The organism is Enterobacter sp. DC4 (genome assembly GCF_000568095.1).
GTDB lineage: Bacteria > Pseudomonadota > Gammaproteobacteria > Enterobacterales > Enterobacteriaceae > Enterobacter > Enterobacter pseudoroggenkampii.
This window is the reverse complement of record NZ_AZUB01000008.1, coordinates 79,743-94,696: the sequence shown is the minus strand read 5'-3', so window position 1 is coordinate 94,696 and position 14,954 is coordinate 79,743. Positions and strand designations below refer to the sequence as shown.

At 57.4% G+C, this 14,954-nt stretch carries 11 protein-coding genes; 7 read left to right on the top strand and 4 right to left on the bottom strand.

What is annotated here, in order from left to right:
- Positions 1-2 precede the first annotated feature (2 nt).
- Positions 3-560 (bottom strand): DcrB family lipoprotein, encoded by a 558-nt coding sequence (locus tag P349_RS04495; RefSeq protein ID WP_008503073.1) that lies wholly within the window; start codon positions 558-560, stop codon positions 3-5.
- A gap of 72 nt (positions 561-632) precedes the next feature.
- On the bottom strand, positions 633-1,298 hold the full coding sequence (locus P349_RS04500; protein ID WP_032648297.1) for a 7-cyano-7-deazaguanine/7-aminomethyl-7-deazaguanine transporter: 666 nt from the start codon (positions 1,296-1,298) through the stop codon (positions 633-635).
- A 167-nt stretch (positions 1,299-1,465) separates the two neighbouring features.
- On the opposite strand from P349_RS04500, the gene tusA reads away from it, so the two are divergent.
- Complete coding sequence (gene tusA, locus P349_RS04505; protein WP_008503071.1) at positions 1,466-1,708, top strand: sulfurtransferase TusA; 243 nt, start codon at positions 1,466-1,468, stop codon at positions 1,706-1,708.
- Positions 1,709-1,821: 113 nt separating this feature from the next.
- Here the strand turns inward: tusA and yhgN are convergent, their stop codons facing one another.
- Entirely contained in the window at positions 1,822-2,415 is a 594-nt protein-coding gene (gene yhgN, locus P349_RS04510; protein ID WP_003861574.1) for an NAAT family transporter YhgN, read from the bottom strand.
- Between the two features lie 177 nt (positions 2,416-2,592).
- Here yhgN and asd point away from each other — a divergent pair, with 177 nt between their 5' ends.
- The 6 genes from asd (at position 2,593) to glgP (ending at position 13,314) form a co-directional block, all read left to right on the top strand.
- Positions 2,593-3,696, top strand: coding sequence for an aspartate-semialdehyde dehydrogenase (gene asd / locus P349_RS04515; protein ID WP_024908885.1), 1,104 nt, complete (start codon positions 2,593-2,595; stop codon positions 3,694-3,696).
- A gap of 249 nt (positions 3,697-3,945) precedes the next feature.
- Positions 3,946-6,132 carry a 1,4-alpha-glucan branching enzyme gene (glgB, locus tag P349_RS04520; RefSeq protein ID WP_032648390.1) on the top strand — a complete coding sequence of 729 codons (2,187 nt, stop codon included), beginning with the start codon at positions 3,946-3,948 and terminating at the stop codon, positions 6,130-6,132.
- Positions 6,129-8,102, top strand: coding sequence for a glycogen debranching protein GlgX (gene glgX, locus P349_RS04525; protein ID WP_032648301.1), 1,974 nt, complete (start codon positions 6,129-6,131; stop codon positions 8,100-8,102). Before glgB ends, glgX begins: the two co-directional genes overlap by 4 nt.
- A 17-nt stretch (positions 8,103-8,119) precedes the next feature.
- Positions 8,120-9,415 carry a glucose-1-phosphate adenylyltransferase gene (glgC, locus tag P349_RS04530; protein ID WP_032648303.1) on the top strand — a complete coding sequence of 432 codons (1,296 nt, stop codon included), beginning with the start codon at positions 8,120-8,122 and terminating at the stop codon, positions 9,413-9,415.
- Positions 9,415-10,848 (top strand): glycogen synthase GlgA, encoded by a 1,434-nt coding sequence (gene glgA, locus P349_RS04535; RefSeq protein WP_024908888.1) that lies wholly within the window; start codon positions 9,415-9,417, stop codon positions 10,846-10,848. The genes glgC and glgA overlap by 1 nt, the downstream gene beginning before the upstream one ends.
- Positions 10,849-10,866: 18 nt before the next feature.
- On the top strand, positions 10,867-13,314 hold the full coding sequence (glgP, locus tag P349_RS04540; protein WP_032648304.1) for a glycogen phosphorylase: 2,448 nt from the start codon (positions 10,867-10,869) through the stop codon (positions 13,312-13,314).
- A gap of 95 nt (positions 13,315-13,409) precedes the next feature.
- On the opposite strand, the gene glpD is transcribed toward glgP, so the two are convergent.
- On the bottom strand, positions 13,410-14,918 hold the full coding sequence (gene glpD, locus P349_RS04545) for a glycerol-3-phosphate dehydrogenase (RefSeq protein WP_032648306.1): 1,509 nt from the start codon (positions 14,916-14,918) through the stop codon (positions 13,410-13,412).
- Positions 14,919-14,954 lie beyond the last annotated feature (36 nt).

Genomic DNA, 14,954 nt, shown 5'->3' with positions numbered 1-14,954 from the left:
CGTTACTGGATCACGATGGTGTTAATGATGTTCTCAGCAGCCGTCTGCGCTTTCTGCTGATCTTCCGCTGGCAGGGTGATCTGCAGGGTCAGCAGTTTGTTATCGACCTTGCCCAGCACGACAGAGGAGTACGCGGTCTGGCCTTTCGCAGAGATGATGCTGTCCAACTGCTGCAGCTTATGGCCTTTCAGCTCGATGGATTTATTGGTCACGACCTGCAGCTGAGGGTCGCGGCCGCGCTGCTGATCTTCCAGACGTTTGGACAGAACGGCCAGATCTTCGCTGGTGTCGTCGCCCACAATCACAATGACCGCTTTCTGCCCGGTTGCGTCGGAGTAAACGTGCATGTTGTTCGCCTGGGTGCCCAGCTTGCCGCTCTGGTCAGTCATATCGGCTGGCAGAGAGAAACTGAGTTTGCCATCCATCAGATTAACCGGCTGGCCGGTCGCGTTGCTCTCTGCGGATGCGCCCTGAGCAGGCGTTTTCGTGTCGCTGTTATCACAGGCTGCAAGACCCACAACCAGCAGGCCAATCCCGACATATTTAACCAGATTGCGCATTGACTTCTTCCTTTCGATAAACGGCCATAACGGCTCATTCGCTCATCTTATCACAACTGATAAAGCGAACCTTTAACCTGCCTGCAATGCGGTGATTTCAGATTTATCTGCCAGTCTTTTCAGCAGCATATTGAGCAGTACGCCGTACATGGGCAGGAAGAAGACAATGCTGATGAGGACCTTGAAGCAGTAGTCCACCAGCGCGATTTCCATCCAGTGTTCGGCCATGAACGCATCCGGGCTGCGCCAGAAGGCGATGAAGAAGAAGGCCAGCGTATCGCTCACGTTACCGAACAGCGTGGAGGCGGTTGGCGCCATCCACCAGCGGTGATTTTGCCGCAGGCGGTTAAACACGTGCACGTCGAGGATCTGCCCCAGCGCGTAGGCCATAAAGCTGGCGGCGGCGATACGGGCGACAAACAGGTTGAAGTGGGTTAACGCCTCAAAGCCCTGCCAGCTTCCCATATAAAACAGAGACGAAATCACGTACGAGATGAACAGCGCCGGGAGCATGACCGAAAAAATAATGCGGCGAGCCAGCGGTGCGCCAAAGATACGCACGGTCAAATCGGTCGCGAGGAAAATAAACGGAAAACTGAACGCGCCCCAGGTGGTATGAAAACCAAAGATGGAGATCGGGAGCTGCACCAGATAGTTGCTGGAGGTGATCACCAGCAAATGGAAAAGCGAAAGCCAGAACAACGCTTTTACGCGCTGAGATTCGGAAAACGACGTCATATTGTGACCTTTTTATACGTTGGGGTGAGGGAACCCAATAAAAACCGCAGCATGATACTGCTTTGGCAGGACATTGCAATGGTTAGTTTTTACGCAATCGTTAACCTGGTTTGCATTGATCGCAACCGGGCGTAAACTACAGCCGTTTTTATCTGACCGAGAAGATCATGACCGACCTGTTTTCCAGCCCAGACCACACCCTTGATGCCCAGGGCCTCCGCTGCCCGGAACCGGTAATGATGGTACGTAAGACCGTGCGCAATATGCAGACCGGTGAAACGCTGTTGATTATTGCCGATGACCCGGCCACGACCCGTGATATTCCCGGTTTTTGTACCTTTATGGAACATGAGCTGGTGGCACAGCAGACTGAGGCGCTGCCGTACCGGTATTTAATTCGTAAGGGGTAGATGGGCTGGTGGTGTTGTAGGCCGGGTAAGGCAAAGCCGCCACCCGGCAAAAATACGTCCTCTGCGGCCTGATGCCCTCACCCCGACCCTCTCCCACGGGGAGAGGGAGAAAGTCATCCTTTCATCCACGCCCGGATCCCGTCCAGGAACATCTGCGTCGCCATCATGACCAGAATCAGCCCCATCAGGCGCTCCAGCGCGTTCACCCCTTTCTCACCCAGCAGGCGCAGGAACAGGGACGACTGCAGCAGGATAATAAACGTCCCGCCCCAGGCGATCAGCAGGGCAATCACCAGATGACTCATCTGGTTCGGATACTGATGCGACAGCAGCATCAGCGTGGCCAGAATGGTCGGGCCCGCGACGAGGGGGATCGCCAGCGGCACAATAAACGGCTCTTCACCCGCAGGCAGGCCGCTGCTGCTGCCTTCCGCGCTCGGGAAAATCATCTTAATGGCAATCAGGAACAGAATAATCCCGCCGGAAATTGACACGGTTTCGGCGCGCAGGTTCAGGAATGCGAGGATTTTTTCCCCGGCAAACAGAAAGATAAACATCACCAGCAGGGCGATGAGCAGCTCGCGGATCATGATCGCCCGGCGGCGCTTCGGCTCGGTGTGCTTCAGCACCGACATGAAGATCGGCAGGTTACCCAGTGGATCCATTATCAGAATCAATAAAACCGCTGCGGAAATGATTTCACTCATGTAAATTATCCCTGAAATTCTCTATGGTTATTATGATAATTAGCTGTATTTCTGATTGCCGGGCAATCATCGATTAATTTCGCTTGCGACTTTGGCAGCATTTTGTAATGTGAAGCATATCCCAGTTCAATACTGGCTTGCACAAACAGCACACACCCTCAGCAGGAAAAAAATGCTATGAAAAACGTTGGTTTTATCGGCTGGCGCGGTATGGTCGGCTCTGTACTCATGCAACGCATGGTTGAAGAGCGCGATTTCGACGCTATCCGCCCGGTCTTCTTCTCCACTTCCCAGCTCGGCCAGGCTGCTCCGTCCTTTGGTGGTACCACAGGCACGTTGCAGGATGCTTACGATCTGGAAGCGCTGAAGGCGCTCGACATTATTGTGACCTGCCAGGGCGGCGATTATACCAACGAAATCTATCCAAAGCTGCGTGAAAGCGGCTGGCAGGGCTACTGGATTGACGCGGCCTCGTCGCTGCGCATGAAAGACGATGCCATCATCATTCTCGACCCGGTTAACCAGGGCGTGATCACCGATGGCCTGAACAACGGCGTGAAAACCTTTGTCGGCGGTAACTGCACCGTCAGCCTGATGCTGATGTCCCTCGGCGGCCTGTTCGCGCAGGATCTGGTGGAGTGGGTCTCCGTGGCGACCTACCAGGCGGCGTCCGGCGGCGGCGCGCGTCACATGCGCGAGCTGCTGACCCAGATGGGCCAGCTGCACCAGAGCGTTGCGACCGAGCTGGCAAACCCGGCATCCGCTATTCTGGATATCGAGCGTAAGGTCACTCAACTGACCCGCAGCGGCGAGCTGCCGGTGGATAACTTTGGCGTACCGCTGGCCGGTGGCCTGATCCCGTGGATCGACAAGCAGCTGGATAACGGCCAGACCCGCGAAGAGTGGAAAGGCCAGGCTGAGACCAACAAAATTCTCAATACCGCGAACACCATTCCGGTTGATGGCCTCTGCGTGCGTATCGGCGCGCTGCGCTGCCACAGCCAGGCCTTCACCATTAAACTGAAAAAAGATGTGTCTATTCCGACCGTGGAAGAGCTGCTGGCAGCGCACAACCCGTGGGCGAAAGTGGTGCCAAACGATCGCGATATCACCATGCGCGAGCTGACCCCGGCTGCCGTTACCGGCACGCTGACCACGCCGGTTGGCCGTCTGCGCAAGCTGAACATGGGGCCGGAGTATCTCTCCGCGTTCACCGTTGGCGACCAGCTCCTGTGGGGCGCTGCCGAGCCGCTGCGCCGCATGCTGCGCCAGCTGGCGTAATAATTTGTTAAATACCGGGGGTGATTTTCACCCCTTTTTTTTGCGTACTACATGGAGTAACACGCGTATGTCTTATTTTTTATCAGGAGTCATCTAGAGCGTTGGCTATGCTTTAAGGAAGAGTCATTTCTTACCTGAGGTTCGAACGGAGCAGATTGGATGCACATTTTTGTGCTGTCCCGTTCAGGTCACATTAAAAGTCGTCCCGGAGCGCTTAAAAAGGACGACATAAAAAACAGGATGAATACCATGTCCGATCGTGTGGATAGAGACGTGATTAATGCGCTTATTGCGGGTCATTTCGCTGACCCCTTTTCTGTGCTTGGGATGCACCGTACTGAGGCCGGTCTGGAAGTTAGGGCACTGTTACCGGATGCCACAGAAGTCTGGGTGATTGAACCCAAAACCGGCCGCAAGGTGGGTAATCTTGAATGCCTCGATTCCCGTGGCTTCTTCTCGGGCGTAATGCCCCGTCGTAAAAATCCTTTTCGCTATCAGCTCGCCGTTCTCTGGCACGGTCAGCAAAACCTGATTGACGATCCCTACAGCTTTGGCCCTCTGCTTAAAGAGATGGACGCCTGGCTGCTCTCCGAAGGGACGCATCTTCGTCCTTATGAAACGCTGGGTGCCCATGCCGATACCATGGACGGCATTACCGGCACGCGCTTCTCCGTGTGGGCGCCCAATGCCCAGCGCGTCTCCGTTGTCGGACAGTTCAACTACTGGGACGGCCGCCGCCACCCGATGCGCCTGCGTCGGGAAACCGGCATCTGGGAGCTGTTTATCCCCGGGGCGCACCACGGGCAGCTTTATAAATTCGAGATGATTGACGCTCACGGCAAGCTGCGCATTAAAGCCGACCCGTATGCCTTCGAAGCGCAGATGCGCCCGGATACCGCGTCGCTGATTTGCGGCCTGCCGGAGAAGGTCGTTCAGACGGAGGAGCGCAAGCAGGCTAACCGCTTTGATGCGCCGATCTCCGTCTATGAAGTCCATCTCGGCTCCTGGCGTCGCCACACCGATAACAACTTCTGGCTGAGCTACCGGGAGCTTGCCGACCAGCTGGTGCCGTATGCCAAATGGATGGGCTTTACCCACCTTGAGCTGCTGCCGGTCAACGAGCACCCGTTCGACGGCAGCTGGGGCTATCAGCCCACCGGGCTGTATGCGCCAACGCGCCGCTTCGGCACGCGCGACGACTTCCGCTATTTCATTGATGCCGCGCACGCCGCCGGGCTGAACGTCATCCTCGACTGGGTGCCGGGTCATTTCCCTGCGGATGATTTCGCGCTGGCAGAGTTTGACGGCACGAAGCTGTACGAGCACAGCGACCCGCGCGAAGGTTATCACCAGGACTGGAACACGCTGATCTACAACTATGGTCGCCGTGAGGTCGCAAACTACCTGGTCGGGAATGCCCTGTACTGGATCGAGCGGTTTGGTATTGATGCCATGCGCGTCGATGCGGTGGCGTCGATGATCTACCGCGACTACAGCCGCAAAGAGGGGGAGTGGATCCCGAACGAGTTTGGCGGCCGCGAAAATCTGGAAGCCATTGAATTCCTGCGTAATACCAACCGCATTATCGGCGAGCAGGTGGACGGTGCCGTAACTATGGCGGAAGAGTCGACCGACTTTGCGGGCGTCTCCCGTCCGCCGTCATTAGGCGGCCTGGGGTTCTGGTATAAGTGGAACCTGGGCTGGATGCACGACACGCTCGACTACATGAAGCTGGATCCGGTTCACCGTAAGTATCATCACGATAAGCTGACGTTCGGGATGCTTTACAACTACACCGAAAACTTCATGCTGCCGCTGTCCCACGATGAGGTGGTACACGGTAAAAAATCGATTCTCGACCGCATGCCGGGCGACGCCTGGCAGAAGTTTGCCAACCTGCGCGCCTACTACGGCTGGATGTTTGCCTTCCCGGGCAAGAAACTGCTGTTCATGGGCAATGAGTTCGCTCAGGGACGCGAGTGGAACCACGACGCCAGCCTCGACTGGCATCTGCTGGAAGGCGGTGACAACTGGCACCACGGGGTGCAGCGCCTGGTACGCGATCTGAACCTGACCTACCGCCACCACAAAGCGCTGCACGAGCTCGACTTCGATCCGTACGGCTTTGAATGGCTGGTGGTGGACGACCACGAACGCTCGGTGTTTGTCTTTGTGCGTCGTGACAAAACCGGTAACGAGATCATCGTCGCCAGCAACTTTACGCCGGTGCCGCGGGAACACTACCGCTTCGGCATTAACCAGCCGGGCAAATGGCGCGAAATTCTGAATACCGACTCGATGCACTACCACGGCAGTAACGCCGGTAACGGCGGGCTGGTACAGAGCGACGCCATCGAAAGCCACGGACGACCCAACTCCCTGAGCCTGACGCTGCCGCCGCTTGGCACCATCTGGCTAATGCGGGAGGGCGAATGACGCAGCTTACGGCAGGTAAACCCGAACCGCTCGGGGCGAGTTTTGACGGGAAGGGGATCAATTTCACCCTCTTTTCCGCTCACGCTGAGCGGGTAGAACTGTGCGTGTTTGACGGGGAAGGTAACGAGCACCGTTACGATTTACCCGCGCGCACGGGGGATACCTGGCACGGCTACCTGGCCGGAGGGCGGCCAGGCTTGCACTATGGCTTTCGCGTACACGGTCCGTGGGATCCGGCGCAGGGTCACTGGTTTAATCCGGCGAAGCTGTTGATTGACCCGTGCGCGCACCGCGTGGACGGCGAATTTAAAGACGACCCGCTCTTCCACGTGGGTTACGGTGATCCCGACCACCGCGACAGCGCGCCCGTCGCGCCAAAAAGCGTGGTGGTGAACGATCTTTATGACTGGGAAGACGATGCCCCGCCGCAGACGCCGTGGGGCCATACCGTCATTTATGAAGCCCACGTCAAAGGGCTGACCTACCTGCACCCGTCGATCCCCAAAGAGATGCGCGGTACCTACAAGGCGCTCGGGCATCCCACCATGATCGCCTACCTGAAACACCTCGGCATCACCGCTCTGGAACTGCTACCCGTCGCCCATTTTGCCAGCGAGCCGCGCCTGCAGCGGCTGGGGCTAAGCAACTACTGGGGCTACAACCCGCTGGCGATGTTCGCGCTTGAGCCACGCTATGCCGCTCATCCGGAAAAGGCGCGGGACGAGTTTCGCGATGCGGTGAAGGCGCTTCATACGGCGGGCATTGAGGTCATTCTGGACGTCGTGCTGAACCACAGTGCCGAAAGCGATCTCGACGGTCCGACGCTCTCCATGCGCGGAATTGATAACCGTAGCTATTATTGGATCAGGCAGGATGGCGATTATGAGAACTGGACCGGCTGCGGCAACACGCTCAATCTCAGCCATCCGGCGGTCACGCATTTTGCTTATGAATGCCTGAAATACTGGGTAGAAACGTTCCACGTCGACGGTTTTCGTTTCGACCTGGCGCCCGTGATGGGGCGCACGCCGGCGTTCAGCCAGCAGGCGCCGCTGTTTGAGGCGATAAAAAATTGTCCGGTGCTCTCGCAGGTGAAGCTCATTGCCGAGCCGTGGGACATCGGAGAAGGCGGTTATCAGGTCGGGAATTTCCCGCCGCTGTTTGCCGAGTGGAACGACCACTACCGCGACGCCGTACGCCGCTTCTGGCTGGAACGGAATCTGTCGCTCGGGGAGTTCGCCGGACGCTTTGCCGCTTCAAGCGATCTCTTTAAGCGCGACGGCAAACGCCCGTCGGCCACCGTCAATCTGTTGACGGCGCACGACGGTTTTACGCTCAGGGACTGCGTTTGTTTCAATCAGAAACACAATGAGGCAAACGGCGAAGAGAATCGCGATGGCACTAACAATAACCATAGCTTCAATCATGGTATAGAAGGGTTAGGCGGAAGTCTGGATGTGATAGAGCGGCGACGCGCCAGCGTACATGCGCTGCTGACAACGCTTTTATTGTCGCAGGGCACGCCGATGCTGCTGGCAGGCGATGAACACGGCCACAGCCAGCACGGTAACAACAATGCGTATTGCCAGGACAACACGTTAACCTGGCTCGACTGGGGTGAAGCCAACAGCGGGCTGATTCATTTTACCGCTGCGCTGATCCATCTTCGCCAGCAGATCCCCGCGCTGACCGCCGACCGCTGGTGGGAAGAGGGTGACGGCAACGTTCGCTGGCTGAATCAAGACGCGCAACCGTTAAGCGCGCAAGAGTGGCAACACGGCGTACCACGCCTGCAAATCCTGCTGTCGGATAAATGGCTGGTCACGCTGAACGCGACGGATGACGTCGCAGAGATTGTTTTACCTGAAGGGGAATGGCGAGCTGTTCCCCCCTTTGCCGGAGTGGATAATCCGGTAGTAATGGCTGTCTGGCACGGGCCTGCGCACGGAGTGTGCGTATTCCAAAGATGATAAAAAAGGAGTTAGTCATGGTTAGATTAGAGAAGAACGATCCCTTAATGTTGGCACGCCAGCTACCATTAAAAACGGTTGCCCTGATACTTGCGGGTGGGCGTGGTACCCGTCTGAAAGATTTGACCATCAAGCGCGCCAAACCGGCTGTTCACTTTGGTGGTAAGTTCCGCATCATCGACTTTGCGCTCTCCAACTGCCTGAACTCGGGCATTCGCCGTATTGGCGTCATAACGCAGTATCAGTCGCACACGCTGGTTCAGCATATCCAGCGCGGCTGGTCATTCTTCAGCGAAGAGATGAACGAGTTTGTCGATCTCCTCCCTGCGCAGCAGCGCGTTCACGGCGAGAACTGGTATCGCGGGACGGCGGATGCGGTGACCCAGAACCTCGACATTATTCGTCGCTATAACGCGGAATACATCGTGATCCTCGCCGGGGACCATATCTACAAGCAAGATTACTCCCACATGCTCATCGACCACGTCGAAAAAGGGGCGCGCTGCACCGTGGCGTGTCTGCCTGTGCCCGTTGCTGAAGCGACGGCGTTTGGCGTCATGCACGTGGATGCCGACGACAAAATTATCGACTTCGTTGAAAAACCGGCGAACCCGCCAACCATGCCGGGCGATGACACCAAATCGCTTGCCAGCATGGGGATCTACATCTTTGATGCAGAATATCTTTATGAGCTGCTGGAAGAAGACGACAAAGACGAAAACTCCAGCCACGACTTCGGTAAAGACATCATTCCGAAAATCACGAAAGCTGGCATGGCGTATGCACATCCTTTCCCGCTGTCCTGCGTGCAGTCCGACCCGAATGCGGAACCTTACTGGCGCGACGTGGGAACCCTGGAGGCGTACTGGAAAGCGAACCTCGACCTGGCGTCGGTCACGCCTGAGCTGGATATGTACGACCAGAACTGGCCGATTCGTACCCATATGGAGTCGCTGCCGCCAGCCAAGTTCGTGCAGGACCGCTCCGGCAGCCATGGTATGACGCTGAACTCGCTGGTGTCCGGCGGGTGCATTATTTCAGGCTCGGTGGTGGTGCAGTCGGTGCTGTTCCCCCGCGTGCGGATAAATTCATTCTGTAATATCGATTCGGCAGTCTTATTGCCGGATGTCTGGGTAGGGCGCTCGTGTCGTCTGCGTCGCTGCGTGATCGACCGTGCCTGCGTCATCCCTGAAGGGATGGTGATTGGGGAGAATGCGGAAGAAGACGCGCGTCGTTTCTATCGTTCGGAAGAGGGGATCGTGTTAGTCACACGGGAAATGTTGCGGAAGCTGCAGATCAAACAGGAGCGATGATGCAGGTTTTACACGTATGTTCTGAGATGTTCCCGTTGTTGAAAACGGGCGGTCTGGCAGATGTTTTGGGTGCATTACCGGCAGCGCAAATCGCCGGAGGCGTGGATACCCGAGTCCTGCTGCCCGCCTTTCCGGATATCCGGCGTGGTATACCCGATGCAAAAGTGGTGACCCGCCGTGAGACCTTCGCCGGACGCATCACTCTGCTGTTTGGACATTACAATGGCGTAGGGATTTACCTGATCGACGCGCCGCACTTATACGATCGACCGGGCAGCCCGTATCACGATACGAACCTGTTCGCTTATACCGACAACGTGCTGCGCTTTGCGCTGCTCGGCTGGGTCGGTGCAGAAATGGCTACGGGGCTGGATCCGTTCTGGCGCCCGGATGTGGTGCACGCGCACGACTGGCACGCCGGGCTTGCCCCGGCGTATCTCGCCGCGCGCGGCCATCCGGCGAAATCGGTCTTTACCGTGCACAATCTGGCGTATCAGGGGATGTACTATGCCCATCACATGAGTGAAATCGATCTGCCATTATCGTTCTATAACATGCACGGGCTGGAATTTAACGGGCAGATCTCGTTCCTGAAAGCTGGGCTGTACTACGCCGATCACATCACGGCGGTGAGCCCAACCTACGCGCGTGAGATCACCCAGCCGGCGTTTGGCTACGGTATGGAAGGGTTGCTGCAACAGCGCCATCGCGAAGGCCGCCTGTCGGGCATTCTGAACGGCGTGGACGAACAGATCTGGAGCCCGGAAACCGATCTCCTGCTGGCGGCGCGCTATGGCCGTGATTCCGTGGAAGACAAAGCGGAAAACAAACGCCAGCTGCAGATTGCGATGGGCCTGAAGGTTAACGACAAAGTGCCGCTGTTCGCGGTGGTCAGCCGCCTGACCAGCCAGAAAGGGCTGGATCTGGTGCTGGAGGCGCTGCCCGGTTTACTGGAGCAGGGCGGACAGCTGGCGCTGCTCGGCGCGGGCGACCCGGTGCTGCAGGAAGGTTTCCTTGCCGCCGCGGCGGAACATCCGGGTCAGGTGGGCGTGCAGATTGGCTACCACGAGGCATTCTCGCACCGCATTATGGGCGGCGCGGACGTCATTCTGGTGCCAAGCCGTTTCGAACCCTGCGGCCTGACGCAGCTGTACGGCCTGAAATATGGCACCCTGCCGTTGGTACGCCGCACGGGCGGACTGGCGGATACCGTATCCGATAGCTCTCTGGAAAACCTGGCGGACGGTATCGCCAGCGGGTTTGTCTTTGAGGACAGTAATGCCTGGTCGCTGCTTCGGGCGATTCGGCGTGCTTTCGTCTTGTGGTCCCGTCCATCGCTGTGGCGTTACGTACAACGTCAGGCGATGTCCATGGACTTTAGCTGGCACGTCGCGGCGCAGTCATACCGCGATCTCTATCAACGCTTGATGTAACGAGGCGAAGTTACTGATATGAACGCTCCATTTAGCTACTCTTCACCCACGCTCAGCGTTGAGGCGTTAAAGCACTCTATCGCCTACAAGCTGATGTTCACCATCGGGAAAGATCCGGTTATTGCCAACAAGCACGAGTGGCTGAACGCTACCCTGTTTGCGGTGCGTGACCGTTTAGTGGAACGCTGGCTGCGCTCAAACCGCGCCCAGCTCTCTCAGGAGACGCGTCAGGTTTACTACCTGTCGATGGAATTTTTGATTGGCCGCACGCTGTCCAACGCGCTGTTGTCGCTCGGTATTTATGACGACGTCAAAACCGCACTGGAAGAGATGGGGTTAGATTTAGAAGAACTGATCGACGAAGAGAACGACCCGGGCCTCGGTAACGGCGGTCTGGGGCGTCTCGCCGCCTGCTTCCTCGACTCGCTGGCGACGCTGGCGCTGCCTGGCCGCGGCTACGGTATTCGCTACGATTACGGCATGTTCAAGCAGAACATCGTCGACGGGCGTCAGAAAGAGTCCCCGGACTACTGGCTGGAGTACGGTAACCCGTGGGAGTTCAAGCGCCACAACACGCGCTACAAGGTGCGCTTTGGCGGACGTATTCAGCAGGAAGGGAAAAAATCCCGCTGGGTGGAAACGGAAGAGATCCTGGCCGTGGCCTACGACCAGATTATCCCCGGCTACGACACCGACGCCACCAACACGCTGCGCCTGTGGAGCGCCCAGGCCAGTAGCGAAATTAACCTCGGTAAATTTAACCAGGGGGATTACTTCGCGGCGGTGGAGGATAAAAACCACTCCGAGAACGTATCCCGCGTTCTGTACCCGGATGATTCGACCTACTCGGGCCGCGAGCTGCGCCTGCGTCAGGAGTATTTCCTCGTTTCGGCGACCATTCAGGACATCCTCAGCCGCCACCATCAGCTGCACAAAACCTACGCCAACCTGGCGGAGAAAACCGCGATCCATCTTAATGACACTCACCCGGTGCTCTCTATTCCGGAGCTGATGCGCCTGCTGATCGACGAGCATAAGTTCAGCTGGGATGACGCCTTTGAGGTGACTTGTCAGGTGTTCTCATACACCAACCACACGCTGATGAGCGAAGCGCTGGAGACGTGGCCGGTGGACATGCTCGGCAAAATCCTGCCGCGCCATCTGCAGATTATCTTTGAGATTAACGACTACTTCCTCAAGACGCTGCAGGAGCAGTATCCGAACGATACTGGCCTGCTGAGCCGTGCGTCCATCATTGATGAGTCGAACGGTCGTCGCGTGCGCATGGCCTGGCTGGCGGTTGTCATCAGCCACAAGGTCAACGGCGTGTCCGAGCTCCACTCGAACCTGATGGTGCAGTCGCTGTTTGCGGACTTTGCGAAGATCTTCCCGACGCGCTTCTGCAACGTGACCAACGGCGTCACCCCGCGCCGCTGGCTGGCGCTGGCCAACCAGCCGCTCTCTGAGGTGCTGGACGAGAATATTGGCCGCACCTGGCGTACTGATTTGAGCCAGCTGAGCGAGCTGGAACAGCATATTGATTTCCCGACGGTGAACAAAGCCGTGCGCGAAGCCAAGCTGCTGAACAAAAAGCGTCTGGCGGTCTGGCTGGCGATGCACCTCAACGTGGTCGCAAACCCGAAAGCGCTGTTCGACGTGCAGATCAAACGCATCCACGAATACAAGCGTCAGCTGATGAACGTGCTGCACGTGATCACCCATTACAACCGCATCAAGGCCGATCCGACGGCCGAATGGGTGCCGCGAGTGAAGATCTTTGCCGGTAAGGCGGCGTCGGCCTACTATATGGCGAAGCACATTATTCATCTCATCAACGACGTGGCGAAGGTGGTTAACCAGGATCCGGACATTGGCGACAAGCTGAAGGTGGTGTTCATTCCAAACTACAGCGTCAGCCTGGCGCAGCTGATCATCCCGGCGGCGGATCTCTCTGAACAGATTTCCACGGCGGGGACGGAAGCATCCGGCACCAGTAACATGAAGTTTGCCCTTAACGGCGCGCTGACCATCGGTACGCTTGACGGGGCGAACGTCGAGATGCTGGAGCATGTGGGCGAAGACAATATCTTTATCTTCGGTAATACGACGGAAGAGGTGGAGGCGCTACGCAGAAAAGGCTACTCGCCGCGTCAATATTACGAAGGGGATGAAGAGTTACGCCAGGTGCTGACGCAGATCGCGACCGGCGTGTTTAGCCCGGATGAACCAAGCCGCTATCGCGATCTGGTGGATTCGCTGATTAACTTTGGCGATCACTATCAGGTGCTGGCGGATTATCGCAGCTACGTGGACTGTCAGGACAAGGTGGACGAACTGTATCGCCAGCCGGAGAAGTGGACCAGCGCCGCGATGTATAACATCGCCAATATGGGGTATTTCTCGTCTGACAGGACCATCAAGGAGTACGCCGAGACGATCTGGCATATTGATCCGGTGAGGTTATAAAAGCAAAACGGCAACCTCGGTTGCCGTTTTTAGTGTTTGTTCCCTCTCCCTGTGGGAGAGGGTCAGGGTGAGGGCATCAGCCCGCACCGATCGCATTAAGACGCCAGCGACAGCTCACGCTTTCCCGCATTTTGCAGCAACCACTGCGCCACGCGAGACTGCTGTTCGGCGTTGAGCCACATCCCTTCTTTGGTACGGCGCCAGATAGCATCGTCCAGACGACGCACCCACTCGTGCTCAACCAGGTAACGTAGCTCGGCTTCGTACAACTCGTGGCCGAAATGCTCGCCCAGATCCGCAATGTCCTTCGCATCGCCCAGGAACAGCTCGGTATTGCTGCCGTAGGTGCGGGCATAGTGGCGCGCCATCCCTTCGGTGATGAACGGGAAGCGACGGCGCAGTTTCGCGGCGTAATCATCGCGGTTACCGCCGATATCACCGCCGGGCAGCACCGCGCCTTTGGTCCATGCCGGGCCAATGCCTTTGTAGTACGGCGCCAGTTTTTCCAGCGCGTGCTCGGCCAGCTTGCGGTAGGTGGTCAGCTTGCCACCAAACACGGACAGCAGCGGCGCCTGACCGTCAACGTCGTGAATATCGAGCGTATAGTCGCGGGTGATGGCCTGCGGTGAGTCAGACTCGTCATCGCACAGCGGACGCACGCCGGAGTAGGTCCAGACCACGTCGTCGCGTGACAGCTGTTTCTTAAAGTGCGCGTTATACACTTTGAGCAGGTAGTTCACTTCGCTCTCGTCGATCTCGACGTTCTTCGGATCGCCTTTGTACTCCACGTCGGTGGTGCCGATGATCGAGAATTCGTCCATCCACGGGATCACAAACACGATGCGCTTGTCTTCGTTTTGCAGAATGTAAGCCTGCTTCTGGGTATGCACGCGCGGCACCACAATGTGGCTGCCCTTGATCAGGCGGATGCCGTACGGCGAAGGCAGATGCATGCCGTCGTCGAAGAACTGCTTCACCCACGGGCCGGTAGCGTTCACCAGGCCGCGCGCTTTCCAGCTGAATTTCTCGCCGGTATCGATGTCTTCCGCTTCCACAATCCACAGGCCGTTTTCACGACGGGCAGCGGTCGCGCGAGTGCGGGTTTTCACCTCGCCGCCTTTCTTCTCAACCATCTGCGCGTTCGCCAGCACCAGGCGGGCATCGTCCACCCAGCAGTCGGAATATTCGAATCCGCGCACGATTTCAGGCTTAAGGACCGATTCTGAGCCAAAACGCAAACCTTTCGAACCCGGGAGGCTGGTGCGTTTACCCAGATGATCGTACATAAACAGACCAATTCGGATCATCCATGCCGGACGCAGATGCGGGCGATGGGGCAGGCGGAAGCGCATCGGAATCGCCAGATGCGGGGCCATTTTCAGCAGCACTTCACGTTCGGCCAGTGCTTCACTGACCAGGCGGAATTCGTAGTGTTCCAGGTAGCGCAGGCCACCGTGAATCAGTTTGGAGCTGGCGGACGACGTCGCGCAGGCGAGATCGTTAGCTTCCAGCATCAGTACGGATAAACCGCGTCCTGCGGCATCGACCGCAATACCGGCACCGTTGATGCCACCGCCTATCACAATCAGATCTTTGGTTTCCATAACACCCTCATGCACTTTCGTTAAAGCTCAGAAATG